The sequence below is a fragment of the Bradyrhizobium sp. PSBB068 genome, from assembly GCA_016839165.1.
Classification (GTDB): domain Bacteria; phylum Pseudomonadota; class Alphaproteobacteria; order Rhizobiales; family Xanthobacteraceae; genus Bradyrhizobium.
This window is the reverse complement of the sequence record CP069300.1, coordinates 214,749-235,436: the sequence shown is the minus strand read 5'-3', so window position 1 is coordinate 235,436 and position 20,688 is coordinate 214,749. Positions and strand designations below refer to the sequence as shown.

Below are 20,688 nucleotides of genomic sequence, written 5' to 3'. Positions count from 1 at the left end.
TTCGCCTGAAAACGCCCTAGATTCCTTCGGGCACGGGCCGATCGCGGCCGATGAACGCGCCCTGCTGCGTGAGCTGTTGTTGCAACTTTTCGACGGAAATGTCGCGCGGAATCGTATTGCCCGAGAGTGCCAGCGCGGCCGCGGTTCCCGCCGCCTCGCCCATCACGAAACAGGCACCGGAGACGCGCGCCGCCGATTGCCCTTCATGGGTCATCGACGCGCAACGGCCGGCGACCAGGAGATTGTCGACGCCGTCAGGTATCAGCATGCGGTACGGCAATTCGTTATAGCCGCGGCTCTCAGGGATCGGCGGAAACTCGAAGGTCACATCGCCGGGCACGTGCTTTTCCATCGGCCAGCCATTGACGCCGATCGAGTCCTCGAACGAGGCGCAGCCCAGCACGTCCTCGCCGGACAGCATGTAGCCGCCGATTACGCGCCGCGTCTCGCGGATGCCGAGCTGCGGCGGCAGATCGACGATGTAGGAATTTTCGAAGCCGGGCACGGTGCGCAGGAACTTGAACGCTTCGACCGCCTGGCGGCGGCCCTCGATCTCGCCGCGCGTCATCTCGTCGGGATCAATACCGGAAATGGCGCCGCCATCGCTGCGCGTCACCTGGGTGAAATTCACCCGCCATTCGATCTGCGATTTCTGCGGCCGCACGATCGCGGATTTGCGCGGGAAGGTGTGGGTGCCGGCGGCCTCGGCCTGCGCCATCCGCTCCGGAATCGTCCGCCAGGCATCGCCGGCCTTCGCCGGATCGATGCCGTTGAGGCGGAACATCATCGAGGGATAGAGCATCCCGCCGGCATTGTCTCCGACTTCATAGGGTGCACCGGCCCACACTGCGAGGTCGCCGTCGCCGGAGCAGTCGATGAAGATGCCGGCGCGCACCGCCTGACGGCCGGCCTTGGTTTCCACCATCAGCGCGCGGATATGGGTGCCATCCATCACGACGCCGGCGCCGAGCGCGTGGAACAGGATATCGACCTTGTGATGCGCCAGAAGATCGTCGGCCGCGATCTTGTACGCCGCGGTGTCGTAGGCCTGCGCAAAAATCTTGCCGAGGATCAGATGCGGCGCATTCAACCCGCCGAGCCGGTCGATCCGCGCCAAGAGGTCGGAGGCGACGCCCTGCACCACCCGATGCATCCCGCCGAAAATATTGGCGTGCAGGCCGCAGAAATTGGTCACGCCGGCCGCGGTGCCCATGCCGCCGAGAAATCCGTAGCGCTCGATCAACAGCGTCCGCCGCCCGGCGCGCGCCGCGCCGACCGCAGCTGCAATGCCGGCCGGGCCGCCGCCAAGCACCACCACGTCATATTCGCCATAGAGGGGGACCTGCCGCGCAGGTTCTTCGATCGTGCTCGCTCGCATCATTTCCGCCCTGAACAGGGTTGATTGGGCCGACTATGAATTGATGCAGATTGCAGTACAATCCACCAAATTATGTAATCAGCTTTCGCGAATCGAGAAAAGCGGAGAAGTATTGGGGAGGGCAGATGGATACGCTTGTGAACCTCGAAGCCTTCCTCGCCACTGCCGATGCCGGCGGCTTCTCCGCCGCCGCGCGCAAGCTCAACGTTGCAACATCGGTTGTCGCCAAGCGCGTCACCCAGCTCGAGGAGCGGATCGGCACTGCGCTGTTCCATCGCTCGACGCGACAGTTGCGGTTGACCGAGGCCGGGCAACAATATGTGCACCGCGCCCGCGGCGTCGTCGCCGATGTCGGCGATCTCCTGTCGCGGATGGGCGAGAAGCAGCGCGACCTCTCCGATCATTTGCGCGTCAAGGCGCCGACCTCGCTGACGGTGGCACGCCTCGCCGATGCCTTCACGATCTTCCAGCGGCAAAACCGCAGCGTAAAGCTCGAGATCGTAATGATCGATCGCCCGGTCGATCCGGTGACCGAAGGTTTCGACATCGCGATCGGCGCCTTTCCGCATTCCTTCGGCGGCGTGGTCGACGAGCCGCTGTGCCGGCTGCCGCGGCTATTGTGCGCCTCGCCGTCCTATCTCAGGAAGCACGGCACGCCCAAGCATCCGCGCGATCTGGTCGATCACCGCTGCCTCAGCTTCCTGCCGACCGGTCCGGAATGGCCGTTCGAGGGGCCGCGCGGCCGCATCAACATCCAGGTGCGCCCGATTCTCTCGTCGAACGAGGGCCGCGTGCTGACGCAAAGCGCGATCGCCGGCAACGGCATCGCGCTGCTGTCGCACTATCTGGTCGCTGACGCGCTGCGCGCGGGCACGCTGCAGCCGATCCTCACCGAGTTTCCGATTCCCGAACTGTGGGTGAAGGCCGCCGTTCCCGAACGCCGCATCGACGCCGCCGCGGTGCAGGCGCTGTTGAAGACATTGAAGAAGTCGCTGTCGCGATCGCTGTGATGCGATGGCGGCCTTGCCCCGCCGCCCGCCGACCTGAGACAAGGACGCGAAAGGATCGCCCGCTTGAAACTCCTGATATCAGCCTCGCTCGGCCTGATCTTCGTCGCGACACCAGCGGCGGCGATCGAGACCTGCCGCTTCATCGAGCCCAAGGCAGAGCGCGAGGCCTGCTACCATCGGCAGGAGCAGGAGCTCGCGGCCAAGCGCAAGCCCGAATCCAGGTCCGAGCCGGCGGCGCGATCGAACGAATCGAAGACGTTTGAATCGCTGGAGCAGATGCGCCGCGACGACGCGGAGGTCTATCGCAGCATCCGCGGCATCTGCAACGGCTGCTGAGCTGGCTTACGCCGCCCCGCTCCAGCGGCCCGCGCGCTTCTCGGCAAAGGACGCAAGTCCCTCGGCGGCCTCGGCGGTCTGCCGCTTGGCCGAATGCAGATGGACCAGACGCTTGTAGGCCGCATCGTCGACGGCCATGCCGCCGAACGAGCTTTCCATCGCCAGCTTTTTGGTCTCGGCCAGCGCATCCGGGGCATTGCCGAGCAATTGCTCCACGACCTTGGCGCCGGCGCTGTCGAGATCGGCCAAGGGCACCACCTCATGGACGAGACCGATACGGCGCGCGTCCTCGGCGCCGAACCGTTCGCCGGTCAGTGCGTAGCGCCGCACCTGGCGGACGCCGATGGCGTCGCAGAGTTGCGGGATGATGATCGCCGCCGTCAGGCCCCAGCGCACTTCGGTGATCGAGAACAGCGCGTTGTCGGCCGCGATCACGATATCGCAGGCCGAGATCACGCCGGTGCCGCCGCCGAAGCAACCGCCCTGCACCAGCGCCACGGTAGGCACCGGCAGCGTGTTGAGCCGCTGCACCGCCTCGAAGGTGGCGCGCGACGCCGCCTCGTTCTCGTCAGGTGATTTCGGCCGCACGCCGTTGATCCATTTCAGGTCGGCGCCGGCCTGGAAATGCTTGCCGTTGCCCTTGAGCACGACGACGCGGACCGGCTTGGTCGAGAGTTCGTCGATCGCGGCCAGCACGCCGGCGATCAGCGCGCCGTCATAGGCGTTGTTGACCTCGGGCCTGTTCAGCGTGACGGTCGCGACCCCGCGCGCATCGAGGCTCCACAGGACTGGGCTGGCCGACATGACGTTTCTCCCTCGTTCGGCATTGCTGTTACCCGCACTATGGCGAGAGCAAAGGCCTTGATCCATCACTTTCGGGCGGGCGCGACCGCGCCATGCGCATGACGGGTTGCGCGATGCCCTGCGCTTGTGGAAACTGACGCGGCACGTTGCAAGGACCAGTTCCACTCATGCGTATTTGTATTTTCGGCGCGGGCGCCGTCGGCAGCCATTTCGCGGTCCGGCTGGCCCGTGCCGGCCACGAGGTGTCCTGCGTGATGCGCGACCCGCATCTCGATGCGGTCAGGGCCAACGGATTGACGCTGAAGGTCGGCGACAGCAGCGTCACCGCACGGGTAAGGGCGTCGGCCGATCCTGCCGAGTTGGGGCCGCAGGACGTCGTCATCAGCACGCTGAAGGCCACCGGCGTCAGTGCGCTCGCAACCGGACTGTTGCCGCTGCTTGAGCGGGACACCGCAATCGTGTTCGCGCAGAACGGCATTCCCTGGTGGTACGGTCTCGGTCTGCCGCCGCAGCATCCCGCGATTCCCGATCTCGGCTTCCTCGATCCCGGCGGGCGTCTGCGCAATGCCGTCCCGCAAGAGGGCATCATCGGCGGCGTGATCTTCTCCTCCAACGAGGTGATCGCGCCCGGATTGGTGGCGAATCTGTCGCCGGATCGCAACCGCCTCCTGATCGGCGAATGCGACGATCTCCGGAGCGAGCGCATCACCCGGCTGCGCGCGGCGCTTAATGAGGCTGCGATCGAATCGCCTGACGTCACGGAGATTCGCGAGACGATCTGGTCGAAACTGCTCACCAACATGTCGATGTCGGTGCTCTGTCTGCTGACCGGGCTGACCGCGCGCGGCGTCCGCGACGATCCCGACATGCAGGAGGTGATCCCACGGCTGCTCGACGAGGCCAATGCGGTGGCGACGCGCTATATCCCCGGGGTCAAGCGCGTCACCCGTTCGGGACCCGCGCCCGACCACAAGCCGTCGATCCTGCAGGACTACGAGCTCGGCCGCGCCATGGAGATCGACGTGCTGGTGCGCGCGCCCGCGGCCTTTGCCCGCGCAGCAGATATTCCGACCCCGATGCTCGACCTGATGGCCGCCCTCGCGATCCAGAAGGCGCGTGACAAGGGCCTGTATCAGGGCTGACAATCCGGATCTCACGATAACAAGCAGGGGCATCGAACCATGCACGTCAAGGACAAGGTCTGTGTCGTCACCGGCGGCGCGAGCGGGATCGGCGAGGCAGTGGCGCGGGCCTATGCGGAGGCTGGCGCGCGCGGCGTCGTGGTCGCCGATCTCAAGACCTCGCGCGACCGGCTCGCCAGCGTCGCCGGCGATATCGACGGGCTCGCCGTCACCGCCGATGTCGGGCTCGAGGAAGACATCAAGGCGCTGATCGCCGCTGCCGAGGACAAATATGGCCCGGTCGACGTGTTCTTCTCCAATGCCGGGCTGTCGCGCAAGGGACAGGAAACCGCATCCGATGCCGACTGGGATGTGAGTTGGCGGGTGCATGTGATGAGCCACGTCTTCGCCGCGCGCGCGCTGGTGCCCGGCATGCTGGCACGCGGTTCCGGCTATCTGCTCAACACCGCATCCGCCGCGGGGCTCCTGGCGTCGCTGAACTCGATGCCCTACGGCGTGACCAAGAATGCCGCGGTCGCGCTCGCAGAGCATCTGGCGATCCAGTATGGTGATCGCGGCATCCGCGTCTCCGTGCTCTGCCCGCAATCGGTCCAGACCGGAATGACCACGCCCGGCCCGAGCGCGGCGCGCGTCGACGGCGTGCTGCAGCCGGGCGAAGTGGCGCGGATGGTGATCGAGGCGATGGCGGAAGAGCGCTTCCTGATCCTCTCGCATCCGCAGGTGCAGGAATACATGCAGCGCAAGGCCACCAATCGCGAGCGCTGGCTGTCCGGCATGCGCCGCCTGCGCGACCGCATCTATGGCGGTGCGGCGTTAGGCTGACGGCGGCAGCGTCTCGCAGTTGACGCTGTAGCCCGGATGGAGCGCAGCGCAATCCGGGACAGTGTCACATGCGGAACGCCGACCTCGTTACGAGTGCTTCGCCACCCACGCTGCGAACGCATCGAGCACTTCGGCCATCACCTCGCGATCATCGCGGCCGGAGCGCTTCAGGACATGGAAGGAATGGTCGGCCTCCTGCGCCAGGTGCAGCTTCGCCCGGCTGCCCAACCCCTTCACGACAGGCTCGAGCAGCTCGAGCTCGGCCAGCGCGTCGCGCGTGCCCTGCAGAAACAGCATCGGAATCTTGACCTCGGCGAGGTGCGCGGCCCGCTCGCTCGACGGCTTGCCGGCGGGGTGCAGCGGAAAGCCGAGAAACACCAGCCCGCGTACGCTTTCGAGCGGCGCCTTGGCCTGTGCCTGCGAGGTCATCCGGCCGCCAAACGACTTGCCGCCGGCGAACAGCGGCAGTTCGCCGCAATGGCGCGTCATCTCGGCCACTGCGGCGCGCACCGTGGCCTGCGCGACGGCGGGCGGATCGGGCCGCTTGCCGCCCTTCTCCATGTAGGGAAACTGATAACGCAACGTCGCGATGCCGCGCTCTGCCAGGCCTTCGGCCAGCGCGGCCATCGACGGGTGCGCCATGCCGGCACCGGCGCCATGGGCGAACACATAGGCCGCACGTGCCGCTTCCGGGCGCAGCAGCAGCGCGGACACCGTACTGACGTCCGAGACCGTGATCGTGAGCGGTTGTGCGCCAGACGCGTTCAAGACGCCATCCCGGAGAATTGTTGCCCCGGCATTTCTAGCCGCAGCCGTCGATGCGCGCAAATGCCGCCGAGGAGAGCACGCCGCAAGTGAACTGGCTCACAGCCAACCAAAATTTCCTTTGCGACATTTCCCTTGCAACATTTCCGTTGGTAGACCGAGCGGCGCCGCGATAGGATAGTGCACAGTGCAACACACGTTTAACGCGAATCTGTTTCGGCGACTTTTAATATCTCAGCAATATGACGCGCTGATACCGCGAATTGGGGGACGGGCATGCCTCGCAAGACGATCTTTTTCATCGGACTGCTGATTGTCGCCGGCGTCCTCTATTTCAAGGACGATATCGAGACGGTGGCGAGCGGCTTCCGCGTCAAGGCCGTCGACTACCAGCCGCCTGCGAAGACCGTGTGGCTGGATCAGAATGTCAGCGCCGAGCGGCTGCGCTGGTTCTATCACGCCGACCAGGGCACGCGGACGTTCCTCATTCCGAATGAATGGTTCATGGCGCTGGAGCAGCCGACGCTCTGGCCGTTGTTCACGGCAGCGCCGAAGCTCAGCGAGACCGATTATCTCGGCCGCTTCGGTTTCATTCCCGACACCGTGATCCCGGGCAAGCCGGATGCGCTGCCGATCGGGTTTGCGCCGAGCGGCCCGATGGTGGATGCCAACGGCGCGCCGTGGCGCAACCCGCACAGCAAGGCCGACATGAACGGCGTCGGGCTGACCTGCTCCGCCTGCCACACCGGAAGCCTCAGCTATCGCGGCACCGAGATTGTGATCGACGGCGGACCGGCCAACACCAATCTGTTCGAATTCCAGAAGAGCGTCGGCGTCTCGCTGCTGCTGACCAGGTTCTGGCCCGGCCGCTTCGCGCGCTTTGCCGACGAGATCCTCGGCAAGGAGGCCAGCGTCGAGGAACGCATGGCGCTGCGCGGCCAGCTCGATCTCGTGCTGCAGCAATATGCCAAGATCAATGCGCTTGAGAGCAAGGTCGCCGCCAACAGCGTCGAGGAAGGCTATGCGCGGCTCGACGCACTGAACCGGATCGGCAACCAGGTGTTTGCGATCGACCTGAACAATCCGAACAACTACGCCTCGCATTCGGCGCCGGTGCATTTCCCGCGGATCTGGAATGCGCCATGGTTCAGCTGGGTGCAGTATGACGGCTCGATCATGCAGCCGATGGTGCGCAATGCCGGCGAGGCGCTCGGCGTCAGCGCCGAACTCAATCTGCTCGATGCATCCAAGGGCCTGTTCAAATCGAGCGCGCGGATCGACACGCTGCACGAGATGGAACGGATGATCGCCGGCGAGCCGCCCAGCGAGGATAAGGGCTTTGGCGGCTTGGCATCGCCGAAATGGCCGGAGAACATCCTGGGGCAGATCAACATGGATCTCGCGAGGAAGGGTGGCGAGCTCTACAAGACGCACTGCCAGGACTGCCATGGCCCGGCGATCAACAGCAAGGCGCTGCCCGAGAGCGAGGCCTTTTCGCTGTTCAAGGACAAGAAGCGCTGGATCAAGAACGACGCCGGTCAACCGCTGCTCGACGTCGAGATGATTCCGATCAGCCATATCGGCACCGACAGCGCGCAGGCCGAAGGCCTGCAGACCCGCACCGTCGAGACGCCGGCCAATCTGAACATCAAGGACGGCAGCTTCGGGCCGGCGCTCGGCGAACTCGTCGAGAAGACCGTCGACTACTGGTACGACCAGAACAAGACCCCGCCCGAGGATCGCAAGCGCATCAACGGCTACCGGCCGAACGAGATCCAGGCGCCGCTCGCCTACAAGGTCCGGCCGCTCAACGGCATCTGGGCAACCCCGCCCTATCTGCACAACGGGTCGGTCCCGACCATCTATGCGCTGCTGTCACCGGTGAGGGAGCGTCCGCCGACCTTCTATCTCGGCAGCCGGGAATATGAGCCCAAGGATCTCGGCTATGTCTGGAAGGACAAGATCAAGGACGGCTTCATGCTCAATACCGCCAAGCGCGGCAACAGCAATTCCGGGCACGAATTCTCCGACGAGAAGGGCACCGGCGTGATCGGGCCGGGGCTGAAGGAAGACCAGCGCCGCGCCCTGATCGAGTTCATCAAGACACTGTAGCTGTCGCCGTTCGACACTCCCGCCGTCATGACCGGGCTTGGCCCGGCCAGCCGCGTCTCTTGCGCGGGCGGCATTGAAGGGGTACGCCGCGACAAGCCCGAGCACGACGAACGACGGATGCTGTGTCCTGCCTCGCGCTCCGTAACGCCTGCTCTCAACTATCCTTCAACTTGGGCACGGGCTGGCGGCGTGCCGGACGCGTCATCGCCTCGAGCTCGAGCAGCTGGTTGAGCTGATCCTCGGTCAGCAGCTTCTCCTCCAGCACGATGTCGGCGACCGAGCGGTTCTCCTTCAGCGCGCGGCGCGCCACACGCGAGCTCGCCTCGTAGCCGAGCGCCGGCGCCAGCGCCGTGATCAGGCCGATCGAGCCTTGAACCAGGCTGCGGCAACGCTCGCGGTCGGCCTCGATGCCGTCGACGCAGCGCTTGGTCAGGGTGTCGATCGCCGCCGTCAGCATACGCAGCGAGCTCAGCACGCAGTAGCCGATGGTCGGCTCGAACGCATTGAGCTGGAGCTGGCCGCCCTCGGCACACATCGTCACCGTGAGATCGTGCCCGATGACGAGGAAGGCGACCTGGTTGACCACCTCCGGGATCACCGGGTTGACCTTGCCGGGCATGATCGACGAGCCGGCCTGCACCGCAGGCAGCCGGATCTCGCCGATGCCGGTACGCGGCCCCGACGACAGCAGGCGCAGGTCGTTGCAGATCTTCGACACCTTGACCGCGACGCGCTTCAGCACGCCGGAGAACAGCACGAAGGCGCCGAGGTCCGAGGTCGCCTCGATCAGGTTCGAGGCCAGCACCATCGGCTGGCCCGACAACCGCGACAGCTCCTCGACCGCAAGCGCCGCATAGCGCGGATCGGCATTGATACCGGTACCGATCGCGGTGGCACCGAGATTGACCTCGCGGAACAGGCTGGAGATCTCGTTCAGCCGTGCGACGTCCTCCTTCACCGTGGCGTGGAAGGCGTCGAACTCCTGACCGAGCGTCATCGGCACCGCATCCTGAAGCTGGGTGCGGCCCATCTTGAGGACGTCGGCGAATTCCACCGCCTTGCCCTTGAAGGAATAGGCGAGATCGTCCAGCGCGCGCACCAGCGGCTGGGTGGCGAAGATCACCGCAAGCCGCAGCGCAGTCGGATAGGCATCGTTGGTCGACTGCGCCATGTTGACGTCGTCGTTCGGGTGCAGCGTGTGATAATCGCCGGGCTTCTTGCCCATCAGCTTGAGCGCGACGTTGGCGATCACCTCGTTGGCGTTCATGTTGGTCGAGGTGCCGGCTCCGCCCTGGATCGCGTCGACGACAAAAGACTCGGCGTAGACCTTGTCGGTCGCGACCTTGGTGCAGGCCTTGTCGATGGCATCGGCCTTTTCGGCCGCGAGATAACCGAGGCGCTTGTTGGCGCGGGCGGCGGCCTGCTTCACCAGCGCCAGCGCGCGGACGAACTCCGGAAAATGGCCGACCGGCACGCCGGTGATCGGAAAGTTCATCACCGCGCGCTTGGTGTGGATACCCCACAGCGCATTGGCCGGCACATCGTCCTCGCCGAGCAGATCGTGCTCGGTGCGGGACTGCGCCTGCTCGATCGGCACGGTGCGGACGGTTGCGATCGCAAGTTCGCTCACGCCGCCGCCGTCGCCGGAGGGTGGCGCGGCGCCTGCAGTGTTGGCGGTCTCAACCTTCGATTCGGCCATTGGTCCCTCCGGTTACCTGCTGCAAATCCTGGCGTCAGCGACACCAGCCATGATGCGCCCGACAGACATCGAAAGCCAATGCCTATCGGCAAAGTCTTGCATATTGGCGAACGGAACGTCGCGGAAAAGCGGCATCGACATGCGCGCCGCACCGGGAATCGAGGACTAGCCTTATCCGTCACGATAACAACAACTTATGGCTCCATGCCGGAGCTCGCCGGGCGACAGGCGCGATTGCTTTCTCCGCCCCGTCATCGCGTGCTAGATCAGCACCGACTGGCGCATTGGCGCTGCCGATATCGAACGAACCAAGGACCAGAACCGTGTCCAATAACAACGAAGCGATAACCATCAAATTCCGCTGCCCGGCGGAGCTCGAGGGCAAGATTCCGCCACCGGTGCCTGCATCATTGGGTCTTCCCGGGTGGCTCAAGGCGATGCCGACGCAGGCCTTCAATGCGATGAGCAATCGCGAAGAGGATACCGTCAAGCGCTGCCCGCCATTCGTCGATGCGATGACGTCAGGTTTCCTGTTGCCGCTGGTCTGCGATCTGAAGGTCGAGAATGGCGCAATGACCTGGGACAACGACCTTCCCGCCGGCGGGGCGCTCGAATTCCCGCGCTCGCCGATCGGATTCCACGACGAAAGCCAGGTGGTCGGCTCGCCGCTGTTCACGCCGGACCGCCTTCTCATCAAGTTCGTCAATCTGTGGACCATCGAGGCGCCGGCGGGCTACTCGCTGTTCTTCACACATCCGGTCAACCGGTTCGACCTGCCGTTCACCACGCTGACCGGCATGGTCGATTGCGATCTGTTCCACGACAGCTGGGTTCATTTCCCGGCACACTGGCACGATACCAATTTCAACGGCGTACTGCCCAGGGGCACGCCGGTTGCGCAATGCTTCCCGGTGAAGCGTGAAAACTGGGTCGCGCAGACCGCGGCGATGACGCCCGATGAAACAGCGCGCGCGCAGGAACTGTCCAACAAGATGGCCCGCGAGCCCGGGCTCTATCGCCGCCAGTTTCGATCGTAGACTGGACGCACGAGATTGCGTTGCGGATCGCACGCGGGCGATGACGGGTACGGAGTGGGCGAGACCCTCTCCGCGCGTCGTCCCGGCGAAAGCCGGGACCCATACGCCGCAGCAGATATGATTGATGGGACTCGTCGTTCCAACATCGCGCAACAAGCAGCATCGGTGGTCATGGGTCCCGGCCTCCGCCGGGACGACGGCGAGTTTGTGGCGCGGCCGGCAAATCCAGCCTGGATCGCCTAACTCAAGAATTCCGCAAACGCGCTGCGACGGAAGAAGAAGCGGCCATGCGATGACATGACCAGCGCGGCCGTCGTGCGGCCGATCATTTGCGGCCGGCCGCGCAACGCCAGACGCAGATTGGCTTCGCCGGCAGCACGGTCGCCCATTTCGAGAAGAGTGGCGGAGAAGCTGGTACGCGTCAGGGGATCGTCGGGGCGCTGCGCCAGCACCTGGCGGTAGAGATCCGCCGCGGCCGCGTATTCGCCATCGAGCAGCAGCACGCGCGCGAGTGCGCCCAGAACATCGGGATGTCCCGGCGCCGCAGCGCGCAGCTTCTCCAGAATCTGGCGCGCACGGCCGCGCTCATTGCGCTGGGGCAGGAGCTGCGCGAGCAGGAGCTGAAACTCGAGGCTCCCTGGTGCGAGCGCAATTGCGCTCTCAATGACGGCAACCGCCTCGTCGATACGGCCGTCCGCGTGCAATTGCCCGGCCAGCGCCTGAAATGCGGGCAGGTATGGTGGCCGCCGCGCGGTGGTTCGCCGCAGCACATCGATCGCCTCGTTGCGGCGACCGGCGCCGCCGAGCGCCGCGCCGAGCAGGGTCTCGAGGCCCGCATCCTCGACGCGGCGGGTCGCGCGCTCGAGCGGCGCGATCGCCTCCTCGTTGCGGTTCTGCATCATCAGCGCCCGCGCCAGGATCGAGGCCGCGCCGACATCGTTCCGGTTTGCCTTCAAGACCTCTGCCGCCAGCCGCTCGGCTTCGACGATCTGTCCCATCTGCAATGCGGCCACAGCGCGTTGCAGCGCCGGGGACGGATTGGGCCCGCGATTGGCGGGAGGGGGCGGAGGTTTCGGCATGCGATCCGTCGTGAGATGGCTTTCTCAGCCGTTATCACTGCTGCCAACGGAGCGTCCAGCGAAAGTCGCACCGGGACCGGGAATACTCGCACACATCAGCGTGCCGTCCAATGTTACCACCGTTCAGGAACTGCGCGCGACATCGCGGCACACGCTGCGACAGTCCAGTGCTGCGCTCCGTCGCTTGCAACTCCGCCGGTCGCGCCCCCACCAAGGCCCAGCTTAAGGCGCGACAACCTGGGGCGTGCATTGAACACAGGCAGGCGGAAAATGGCGATCCCGGGAAGACTCGAACTTCCGACCTACGGTTTAGGAAACCGTCGCTCTATCCGGCTGAGCTACGGGACCGCACCGCCCGCAGCGAAGCATGCAGGCGCAGCCCTCCCATAGCAGAGGTGCCGAATGATCGCCAGCCCGCGCCCCAACGGGCGCGCGAAGTTGTGCCTGGTTCGCCGCGTTGTGCCTTACGCCACTTGCCGCGCCGGGTTCGCGGCAGCATCCGTGGCGCCGGCCCGGCGCGCCGGCAGAAACTCGATCGCCTCATCCTTCAGCGATCCGAACCGCAGCGTCATGATATCGAGCGCATAGTTCTGGTACAACCGCCACGGCCGGCGCGAGCCCTGCTTGGGGAACCTGGCCGCGGCGCGCTGGATATAGCCCGAGGAGAAATCCACCCAGGGCAGCTCGGTCACATCAGGGTCGTTCCGCCGCGGCGTCACCTGCGCATAGCCGTGCGCCTTCATGTGATTGAGCATGCGGCAGACATATTCGCAGGTCAGGTCGCATTTCAGCGTCCAGGACGCGTTGGTGTAGCCGAACGCGGCGGCGAGGTTCGGCAAGCCGGAATACATCAGCCCCTTGTAGTTCATGGTCTTCGACAGATCGACCGGGGTGCCGTCGACCTTGATCTCGAGCCCGCCGAGCACCTGCAGATCGAGGCCCGTCGCGGTCACCACGACATCGGCGTCGAGCACCTCGCCGCTCTTGAGCTTGATGCCCCCACGCGTGAAGGTTTCGATCTGGTCGGTGACGACGGATGATCCGCCGTTGCGCAAGGATTGAAAGAGATCGCCGTTCGGCACCAGGCAGAGCCGCTGGTCCCACGGATTGTAGCGCGGTGTGAAATGCGTCGCGACGTCGTAATCGGGACCGAGCGCGTGGCGCACGCCGCCGAGGATCAGCTTCTTCACGCGCTCCGGATCGCGCTTGCAGAGCCGGTAGAAATACATCCCGAACAGCACATTCTTCCAGCGCGTGAGGCCGTAGGCGAGTTTTGCGGACAGCCGCGCCCGCAACCAGTTGGCGACCTTGTCCTCATCGGGCCGCGCCACGACATAGGTCGGCGACCGCTGGAGCATCGTGACATGGGCGGCGGTCTTGGCCATTTCCGGCACCAGCGTCACCGCGGTCGCGCCGCTGCCGATCACCACCACCTTCTTGCCGGCATAGTCGATGTCGTCGGTCCATTGCTGCGGATGGACGACGCGGCCGGCGAAATCGGCGATGCCGGGGAAGTCAGGCGTGTAGCCGTGCTCGTATTTGTAGTAGCCGCTGCACATGAACAGGAAGTTGCAGGTGAGATGCTCGATCGCCTTCTCCGGCCCGCGTTCGACCTCCACCGTCCATTGCGAGTCGGCCGACGACCAGTCGGCGCGCACGACGCGGTGGTTGAAGCGGATGTTCTTGTCGATGCCGTAGACGCGCGCGGTCTCGCGCACATAGTTCAGGATCGACGGGCCGTCGGCGATCGCCTTCGGCTCGGTCCACGGCCGGAACGAATAGCCGAGCGTGTACATGTCGGAGTCGGAGCGGATGCCAGGATAGCGGAACAGGTCCCAGGTGCCGCCAATGCAATCGCGACCTTCGAGAATGGCGTAGCTGCGGTCGGGACAGTTGGTCTGCAGATGATAGCCGGCGCCGATGCCCGACAGTCCGGCACCAACGATCAACACGTCGAAATGAGCGGACATGCTTCGACCCTCCCGCGGTAGAATTGACAATGCCTGTTGTCAGATAACTTGACATCTGACAATGGCTCATGTCAATAGGCTTCATGGCAAGCAGCGGGAAAGCCCGCCTCTATGGCGGCATGGACGCCGACGAACGCCGCAGCGAGCGGCGGCTCAAGCTGATCGACGCGGCAATCGAGGTCTATGGCGAGGTCGGCTATCGCGTCGCGACGGTGAAGGCGATCTGTGAGGCCGCCGAGCTCACCGAGCGCTATTTCTATGAGTCCTTCGCCAACAGCGAAGCCCTGCTGATCGCCGCCTATAACCATGTCGTCGGCCATCTGCACGAGGAGATGGCGGCTGCCGCAGCGGCTGCCGGCGACGATGCGGAAGCGAGGCTGCGCGCCGCGCTGACGCTGTATTTTACCCGGCTGAAGCAGCATCCGAAGCCCGCGCGGGTCTTCCTGCTGGAAATCTCCGGCATCAGCCCGGCGGTCGATGCCGTCAAGCTCGACGCCGGGCGCGTCTTCAGCGACATCCTGGTGCCGCCGATGCGCGATCCGAAACACGGCGACGGAAGCGCGGCAGCGGCGCTGCTCTCGGTCGGCATGGTCGGCGCGGTCATCTCGATCGCGCTGCGCTGGGTCTCGAGGCAATATCCGCAAGCCGTCGAGGACGTCGTCGCGATCGCCGCCGGCTTCTGCCGCGTGGCACTGACCGAGGCCGGTCACCGCTGGGATCAACGTTTGCCGTAGCGGCGGGACCGTCCGCTCGCCGATTTTCGATGATGTTTCGCTGGGGTTTTCGTGCCCGGCCTCGACCGTGGCGCTGATTTAACTTGCACGACGGGCGGTGCGGGTTGTTTTATGCACGGTACCGGGCGCAACCAGGCTTTTCCTGTTTCGCCTGCGAAACAATGAAAGTCTGCAGCAGGCGGAGCTTAAGCCTTTGGTCGACGTGCACAGGCTGGACGACGTGACCGCGCGCCTTGGCGACGTGGTTCTCGATCCCGCGACCTGGCCGTCCTTCATGGAGGGGGTCTGCGCTGCCGTCGGCGCGACCGGGGCTGCGATGCTTCAGAGCGACATCCGCACCGAAGACATTCCCCGCACCGACTCGATCACCGAGTATTTCTCCAAGAGCTACTTCCCCAACAACCTTCACCTCTCGGACATCCGTGCGGCACGCGGCGTGCCGCTGATCCTCGCCGGCACCAACGTCATCACCGACGCCGATCTGTTCGAGTCCGAAGCCGACATGTTGCGCGATCCGCTCTACGCTTCGCTCGGCGAGTTCGGATTGAAATGGTTTGCCGCCATCGGCTTCCGCTCGGGTCCGGCATTGTGGGGATTGACCATTCAGCGCTCGCCGAAGGAGGGCATGTTCGACGCCGACGAGGTCAAGGCGCTCTCGCGGGTGTCGGCGCGGCTCACCGAAGCCGCGACGCTCTCCGCCGTCGTCGGCCGCTCCGCGATCTCGGGCATCACCAGTGCGCTCGACCTGATCCAGATCGCGGCGATTGCCGTCGGCCGCTTCGGCGCCGTCATCGGCATGAACGGCCAGGCGGAGAGCTGCCTCGGCCACGACCTTACGATCCGCAACAACCGGCTCACTTTGCTCGACCGGCAGGCCAATGCCGATCTGACCAGGCTGATCGATCAGCTAGCCCGCAGCTCGGATCTGCAGCCCTTGCCGTCATCGCCGATCGTGGTGCGCAGGATCGACAAACGGCCGATCGTGATCCAGATGCAGCCGGTGCCTCCTGCCGCGCGGTCACCGTTCCTGGGCGCGCGCGCGATCCTGTTGATCCGCGATCTCGAAGGCAACGCCGCCTTCGATCAGGCGCTGCTGGCGGCGACGTTCGAGCTGACCCCGGCGCAGGCGCGCCTCGCCGCGCGGCTTGCGCGCGGCGATTCCGTCGAAACCGCCGCACAGGAAGCCGGCGTTGCCCTTGCCACCGCGCGCAATCAGCTCAAGACGATCTTCCAGAAGACCGGCACGCATCGGCAGGCGGAACTCGTGGCGTTGCTGCATCGGGTCAAGTGAACGATTCGAGACGAATTGTTGCAACTTCCGACGCGCCGTTACGGTAAGAATTCTTGAGATATTACAATTGCATGCCGCGATTATTTGATCAGGCCCCACGGCTGGTCTGCGACTTAATTGGTCAGGGAAATCGTTCGGTTCCAGGGTGACAAGCGTCACTAAAATGGCGACAATCCGGTCACTCTGTGTCGTTCGGGTTTGCTTGCAATGTCCGTGATGCCGTCACGATCATCGACGTTGGCTGTCGCCGTTTTCGTCGCCGCGGTTGCGCTGGCGCCGATGCGCGCGCACGCGCAATGGTGGCGCAGCGCCCCGAAGGATTTTGAGGATTGCGCCGACCTCGCCGAGAGGGCGAAGACCAAGCAGGACAAGACTGCGCAACTCGCCGACTGCAACGCCAAGTTTGCCGGGCGCCGCAAGCCTGGCGGCGGCTACACCTATTACGACTTCATGCAGGACCGCAGCTTCGACATCGCCGGTCCCAATCCGACGCCGGACGAGCAGAAGAAGATCGACCAGGAATATACCGGCTATCTCGAGAAAGAGCGCCGCTCCAGCATCGTCGCGGCGTTCAATGCCAAGCAGCTCGAGCGGCAGGAGAAGCAGCAGGAGCGGCCGCCGCAGATCCAGCAGGCGTCGCTGCACAGCGAGCCGGCGAAGGTCCCCGTCCCCGCCGCAAAGCCGGTCAAGCCGCGGATCGCAGCCGTGCCGATTCCCGAGCCGCGACCGCGGACACGCAGCTGCGTGAAGGGCACGTTCTCCTGCGATTGGCCGCGGCTGTCCGACGGGCTGAACGATTTGAAGAAGCTGTTCACGCCGGCATCGCCGCCGCCGACCAAGCTCGCGAAGCGCAACTAGTCGGTGATCACCATCGCCCAAAACCTGCGGTACGGCGACTTCGGATTGTCGACATAGGCGACGCCGACGCGCTTGGCGCCCGGCATCAGCAGGTTCTCGCGATGGCCCGGCGAATCCTCCCACTGCTTCAGCATCTCGGCGAAGGCGATGAAGCCGGCGCCGATATTTTCCGCGGCGCGCTGCTTCTTGAGCGGTGCAATGCGCGTGAAGAAGCTGCCGCCCGCGGAATGGCTGACCGATCCGGTCGCCGACATCGCCTGCGCCTGCTTCAGCGCCATCGCATTCAGCCTGGCGTCGAGCGTCACCGCGGGCATCCGGTTGGCGCGCCGGTAGGCACTGATCGAACCGGCATAGTCGGCGGCGTCAGTGGCGGTAGCGATGCCGAGTACGAAGGTGAGTGCGAGCAACAGCAGCTTCATCCGAGGCCTTCCATGCAATGAATCAATGCGCGCGACCGCGCTTGTGATGCCGGCGCGTGACCGGTTTGCGCGCCGTTGCGGCCGATTGACTCGCTGCCGCGCGCTGCTCCTGCAGACGCGCATCATAGCCTGGCGAGGGAACCACGGTCGGTGGCGCAGCACGCAGTGGGCTGGTGGCGAGCGCAACGAGCGCGAGCAACATGATGCAAGATCGTTTCACGATGTCACCTCCTCGGTTACCCAACGCGAATCTGCTCAGCCGTCAGCCCGGGCGCGCCCTTGCCGTCGGCCTCCGCTTTCCGGATCAGCGCGGTGATGCGGCGCGACAGCGGAGCCTGGAGGCCGCGGCGATCCGCGATCTCGGTGATCACGCCCTGCAGATAATCGATCTCGGTGCGACGGCCGCGCTGCAGGTCCTCCCACATCGAGGAGCGCGCTTCGGGATCGATCTTCATGGTGCGGCCGAGCAGCATGCCGAACAGCGCATCAGGCAGCCGCAGCAGATGCGGCATCCAGCCCGACGGCAGCGGCGTCGGCGACACCGGCACGATGCCTTCGGCGCGCACCGCGGCCAGGCCCTCCACCATCTGGTCGGCGAACAATTGCCGCCAGCCGCGCTGCGCGAGCTGCTGCCGCAATGGGATGTTGGACAACGCATTGAGCGCGTTGTTGAGATTGACGATCAGCTTGCCCCACTGCACGCCATCGATATTGGCGGAGGCCTTGATCGCGAGGCTCGGCACCGAAAGCCGTGCCGCGGTGCCGGCATCATCCTGCGCGATCACGATGTCGCCCGAGGTCGAGCGATGGAAGCGGCCGTCGCCGAGCGCGACCACGTTGAACGGCACCATGCCGCCGAGCACCTTGCGGCCCGCCAAGCGATCGCGCAGCAGCGACAGATTGCCGACGCCATTCTGCAGGCTGACCACCGCGGCATCGGTGGATGCGTGACGCGCGATCAATTCGGCGATCTCGCCGGTATCGGCGCTCTTCACCGTCACCAGCACCGTCCGGGCGTCGCGCAGGATCGATGGATCGTCGGACAGAATGAGCCGATCGGCGGCTACCCTCCGCTCCGAGCCGTCGAAACTGCTGACCCGCAAGCCGTTGCCCGCAATCTCCTGGATCAGCCGCGGGCGCGCCAACAATGCGACGCGGTAGCCGGACGCAGCCAGCATGCCGCCGACGAAGCAACCGATGCTGCCGGCGCCCGCAATTCCGATCGGCCGATCCTCGTTCATCCGGCTAAACATCCGTTCATCAAGGCTCGATAGCAGACCTCGGGCCGCCTGCCTATTTTCGGCGCGCCGCCGCCGGGTGGCCCGCCTTGTAACCGTCATGGGCCGCAGCTATGTTTCCCGCACGGGGCACGGTTGCGGCAGGAGACGATCATGGGTTTACTCGACGTACTCAACGGCATGCAGAACGGCCCCCGCGGTCCGAGCGCGCCAAGCACACCATCCGACAGTTCGAGCAGCGGCGGAATGTCGCCGATGACCATGGCCATCCTGGCACTGCTCGCCTGGAAGGCGGTCAAGCATTTCACCGGCGGCCAGCCGGGCGCGACTGCCCCTCAGCCGACCCCCGCGCAGGCGCCGCAACTCCCCGGCAATGTCACCGCTGGCCTGCCCGGCGGCGCCGCTGGTGGCGGACTCGGTGACCTGCTCAAGGGCGGCCTTGGCGGCCTTCTCGCCGGCGGCGCCGCCGGCACCGTGCTCAGCGGCGGCCTCGGCGATCTGCTCAACCAGTTGCAGCAGAAGGGCCATGGCGACGCGGCGAATTCCTGGGTCAGCAACGGCCCCAACAAGCAGATCTCGCCCGGCGACCTCGCCAACGCGCTTGGCGCCGACCAGATCGACTCGCTGGCGTCGCAGAGCGGCATGTCGCGCGACCAATTGCTGCAGGGCTTGAGCCAGTACCTGCCCGACGCGATCAACCATCTGACGCCGGACGGACGGCTGCCGAGCGGCGACGAGCTGCGCGGCCGGCTCTAGCGGCAGCGTTGATTCCATCTGAGGAGGACGACAGTCATGGGCGGCATCATCTGGGTCATCATCGTCGGTTTTGTCGCGGGGATCATCGCACGGTTCCTGTCGCCAGGACCGAACAATCCAAGCGGCTTCATTCTCACCACCGTGCTCGGCATCGCCGGCGCGTTTCTTGCGACCTTCATCGGCCAGGCGATCGGCCACTATGGTCCCGAACAGGGCGCGGGCTTCATCACCGCCACGATCGGCGCGCTGGTGGTGCTGTTCATCTGGAACCGGCTGGTCGCGGCGCGCGTGATCCCGGACATCGGAAACAAGTGACGGCAAGCCGAACACTGGTTCAAAGTAAAAATGCCCGGGCTGCCCCGGGCATTTTCATTTCTGCAGCGGCACCGCGTCACTGAATGAGATGCATGCCGGCATCCATGCGGACGAATTCGCCAGTCATGTTGCTGGACGCCGGGCTCGCCAGGAAGCAGACCAGATTGGCGATATCTTCGGCGGTTGACGCGACCTTCAGCGGCACCCGCGCGACCACCGCATCACGCACCTGCTTGGCGCCCTCCTCGCCGCGGCCCTTGGTGAACCACGGCGTATCGATATAACCCGGACACACCGTGTTGACGCGGATCAGCGGCGCCAGCGCGCGCGCCAGCGACTGCGTCATGGTGTTGAGCGCGCCCTTGCTCGCGGCATAGGCAACCGACGAGCCACCGCCGGAAATGCCGGCGACCGAGGAGACGTTCACCACCGCCGACGGACGGCCCGAGGCCTTCGCCCCGGCCTCCAGAAGCGCACGCGCGGCACGGACCATCTGGAACGGGCCGATGGTGTTGACCGCGTAGATGCGTTGGAAGTCTTCCGCGGTCAGGCCATCGAGATCATGGTGCGGGACATGCTTGGTGGTGCCGGCATTGTTGACGAGCACGTCGACGCGGCCCCAGCCCTGTGCCGCGGCCGCAATCTTCTTGCAGTCCTCATCGCGCGAGACGTCGCCCTGCACCACCAGCACCTCGGCGCCCTGCTTGCGGCAAAGCTCGGCCGTCGCCTCGGCCTCCGCCTTGCTGTTGGAATAGTTGATGACGAGGCGCGCGCCCGGCGTGGCGAGGATTTGCGCGGTGGCGGCGCCGAGTCCCGATGCCGACCCCGTCACGATCGCGCACAAACCGTCCTTGGACATCTGCATTTTCCTTGTTGTCGTGAGCCAGATGAACTCCGGCGGTGGCATACCATATCGCGCGGAA

At 65.4% G+C, this 20,688-nt stretch carries 20 protein-coding genes and 1 tRNA gene; 11 read left to right on the top strand and 10 right to left on the bottom strand.

The genetic code is table 11. The annotated features are described in order from the left end of the window. Nucleotides 1–16: 16 nt before the first annotated feature. The gene (locus JQ507_01065) at nucleotides 17–1,378 is read right to left on the bottom strand and encodes an FAD-dependent oxidoreductase (GenBank protein QRI70165.1); all 1,362 of its coding nucleotides are present in this window, start codon (nucleotides 1,376–1,378) and stop codon (nucleotides 17–19) included. 125 nt (nucleotides 1,379–1,503) lie between these two features. Here JQ507_01065 and JQ507_01060 point away from each other — a divergent pair, with 125 nt between their 5' ends. Next, nucleotides 1,504–2,388, top strand: a complete 885-nt coding sequence (locus JQ507_01060) for a LysR family transcriptional regulator (protein QRI70164.1) — start codon at nucleotides 1,504–1,506, stop codon at nucleotides 2,386–2,388. A 75-nt stretch (nucleotides 2,389–2,463) separates the two neighbouring features. Further along, nucleotides 2,464–2,724, top strand: coding sequence for a hypothetical protein (locus tag JQ507_01055; protein QRI73132.1), 261 nt, complete (start codon nucleotides 2,464–2,466; stop codon nucleotides 2,722–2,724). Nucleotides 2,725–2,730: 6 nt separating this feature from the next. Here JQ507_01055 and JQ507_01050 read toward each other — a convergent pair whose 3' ends face one another. After that, nucleotides 2,731–3,528: an enoyl-CoA hydratase/isomerase family protein gene (locus tag JQ507_01050; protein QRI70163.1), complete on the bottom strand. Its 798-nt coding sequence runs from the start codon at nucleotides 3,526–3,528 to the stop codon at nucleotides 2,731–2,733. A gap of 167 nt (nucleotides 3,529–3,695) precedes the next feature. Here JQ507_01050 and JQ507_01045 point away from each other — a divergent pair, with 167 nt between their 5' ends. Together JQ507_01045 and JQ507_01040 are read left to right on the top strand one after the other, a co-directional pair. Further along, a complete protein-coding gene (locus JQ507_01045; protein ID QRI70162.1) occupies nucleotides 3,696–4,670 on the top strand; it encodes a 2-dehydropantoate 2-reductase in 975 nt (324 codons plus the stop codon). A 39-nt stretch (nucleotides 4,671–4,709) separates the two neighbouring features. Beyond that, complete coding sequence (locus JQ507_01040; GenBank protein ID QRI70161.1) at nucleotides 4,710–5,492, top strand: SDR family oxidoreductase; 783 nt, start codon at nucleotides 4,710–4,712, stop codon at nucleotides 5,490–5,492. A gap of 87 nt (nucleotides 5,493–5,579) precedes the next feature. Here JQ507_01040 and JQ507_01035 read toward each other — a convergent pair whose 3' ends face one another. Further along, on the bottom strand, nucleotides 5,580–6,260 hold the full coding sequence (locus tag JQ507_01035; protein ID QRI70160.1) for a dienelactone hydrolase family protein: 681 nt from the start codon (nucleotides 6,258–6,260) through the stop codon (nucleotides 5,580–5,582). Nucleotides 6,261–6,533: 273 nt separating this feature from the next. Between JQ507_01035 and JQ507_01030 the strand changes: the two genes are divergently transcribed. Beyond that, entirely contained in the window at nucleotides 6,534–8,369 is a 1,836-nt protein-coding gene (locus JQ507_01030; GenBank protein QRI70159.1) for a hypothetical protein, read from the top strand. Nucleotides 8,370–8,523: 154 nt separating this feature from the next. Here JQ507_01030 and JQ507_01025 read toward each other — a convergent pair whose 3' ends face one another. Next, nucleotides 8,524–10,068, bottom strand: a complete 1,545-nt coding sequence (locus JQ507_01025; protein QRI70158.1) for an aspartate ammonia-lyase — start codon at nucleotides 10,066–10,068, stop codon at nucleotides 8,524–8,526. Nucleotides 10,069–10,391: 323 nt separating this feature from the next. On the opposite strand from JQ507_01025, the gene JQ507_01020 reads away from it, so the two are divergent. After that, nucleotides 10,392–11,105: a hypothetical protein gene (locus JQ507_01020; GenBank protein ID QRI70157.1), complete on the top strand. Its 714-nt coding sequence runs from the start codon at nucleotides 10,392–10,394 to the stop codon at nucleotides 11,103–11,105. Nucleotides 11,106–11,344: 239 nt separating this feature from the next. Here the strand turns inward: JQ507_01020 and JQ507_01015 are convergent, their stop codons facing one another. The 3 genes from JQ507_01015 to JQ507_01005 all read right to left on the bottom strand — a co-directional run bounded on the left by JQ507_01015 (nucleotide 11,345) and on the right by JQ507_01005 (nucleotide 14,154). Further along, nucleotides 11,345–12,184, bottom strand: a complete 840-nt coding sequence (locus tag JQ507_01015) for a tetratricopeptide repeat protein (GenBank protein QRI70156.1) — start codon at nucleotides 12,182–12,184, stop codon at nucleotides 11,345–11,347. Between the two features lie 271 nt (nucleotides 12,185–12,455). Continuing rightward, nucleotides 12,456–12,532: transfer RNA gene (locus tag JQ507_01010), tRNA-Arg, on the bottom strand. 116 nt (nucleotides 12,533–12,648) lie between these two features. Further along, nucleotides 12,649–14,154: an NAD(P)/FAD-dependent oxidoreductase gene (locus JQ507_01005; GenBank protein QRI70155.1), complete on the bottom strand. Its 1,506-nt coding sequence runs from the start codon at nucleotides 14,152–14,154 to the stop codon at nucleotides 12,649–12,651. A gap of 83 nt (nucleotides 14,155–14,237) precedes the next feature. On the opposite strand from JQ507_01005, the gene JQ507_01000 reads away from it, so the two are divergent. The 3 genes from JQ507_01000 (at nucleotide 14,238) to JQ507_00990 (ending at nucleotide 17,037) form a co-directional block, all read left to right on the top strand. Then, on the top strand, nucleotides 14,238–14,888 hold the full coding sequence (locus tag JQ507_01000) for a TetR/AcrR family transcriptional regulator (GenBank protein ID QRI70154.1): 651 nt from the start codon (nucleotides 14,238–14,240) through the stop codon (nucleotides 14,886–14,888). Nucleotides 14,889–15,108: 220 nt separating this feature from the next. Beyond that, nucleotides 15,109–16,179, top strand: a complete 1,071-nt coding sequence (locus tag JQ507_00995; protein ID QRI70153.1) for a hypothetical protein — start codon at nucleotides 15,109–15,111, stop codon at nucleotides 16,177–16,179. A 216-nt stretch (nucleotides 16,180–16,395) separates the two neighbouring features. After that, on the top strand, nucleotides 16,396–17,037 hold the full coding sequence (locus JQ507_00990) for a hypothetical protein (GenBank protein QRI70152.1): 642 nt from the start codon (nucleotides 16,396–16,398) through the stop codon (nucleotides 17,035–17,037). Here the strand turns inward: JQ507_00990 and JQ507_00985 are convergent. Together JQ507_00985 and JQ507_00980 are read right to left on the bottom strand one after the other, a co-directional pair. Next, a complete protein-coding gene (locus JQ507_00985) occupies nucleotides 17,034–17,456 on the bottom strand; it encodes a CAP domain-containing protein (GenBank protein ID QRI70151.1) in 423 nt (140 codons plus the stop codon). The two genes, JQ507_00990 and JQ507_00985, sit on opposite strands and share 4 nt — an antisense overlap. A 236-nt stretch (nucleotides 17,457–17,692) precedes the next feature. Then, a complete protein-coding gene (locus tag JQ507_00980; GenBank protein ID QRI70150.1) occupies nucleotides 17,693–18,697 on the bottom strand; it encodes a 2-dehydropantoate 2-reductase in 1,005 nt (334 codons plus the stop codon). Nucleotides 18,698–18,847: 150 nt separating this feature from the next. Between JQ507_00980 and JQ507_00975 the strand changes: the two genes are divergently transcribed. Both JQ507_00975 and JQ507_00970 read left to right on the top strand, forming a co-directional pair. After that, complete coding sequence (locus JQ507_00975; protein QRI70149.1) at nucleotides 18,848–19,450, top strand: DUF937 domain-containing protein; 603 nt, start codon at nucleotides 18,848–18,850, stop codon at nucleotides 19,448–19,450. Between the two features lie 36 nt (nucleotides 19,451–19,486). Further along, nucleotides 19,487–19,765 (top strand): GlsB/YeaQ/YmgE family stress response membrane protein, encoded by a 279-nt coding sequence (locus tag JQ507_00970; GenBank protein ID QRI70148.1) that lies wholly within the window; start codon nucleotides 19,487–19,489, stop codon nucleotides 19,763–19,765. Between the two features lie 76 nt (nucleotides 19,766–19,841). On the opposite strand, the gene JQ507_00965 is transcribed toward JQ507_00970, so the two are convergent. After that, a complete protein-coding gene (locus JQ507_00965; protein ID QRI70147.1) occupies nucleotides 19,842–20,624 on the bottom strand; it encodes an SDR family oxidoreductase in 783 nt (260 codons plus the stop codon). Between the last annotated feature and the right edge of the window lie 64 nt (nucleotides 20,625–20,688).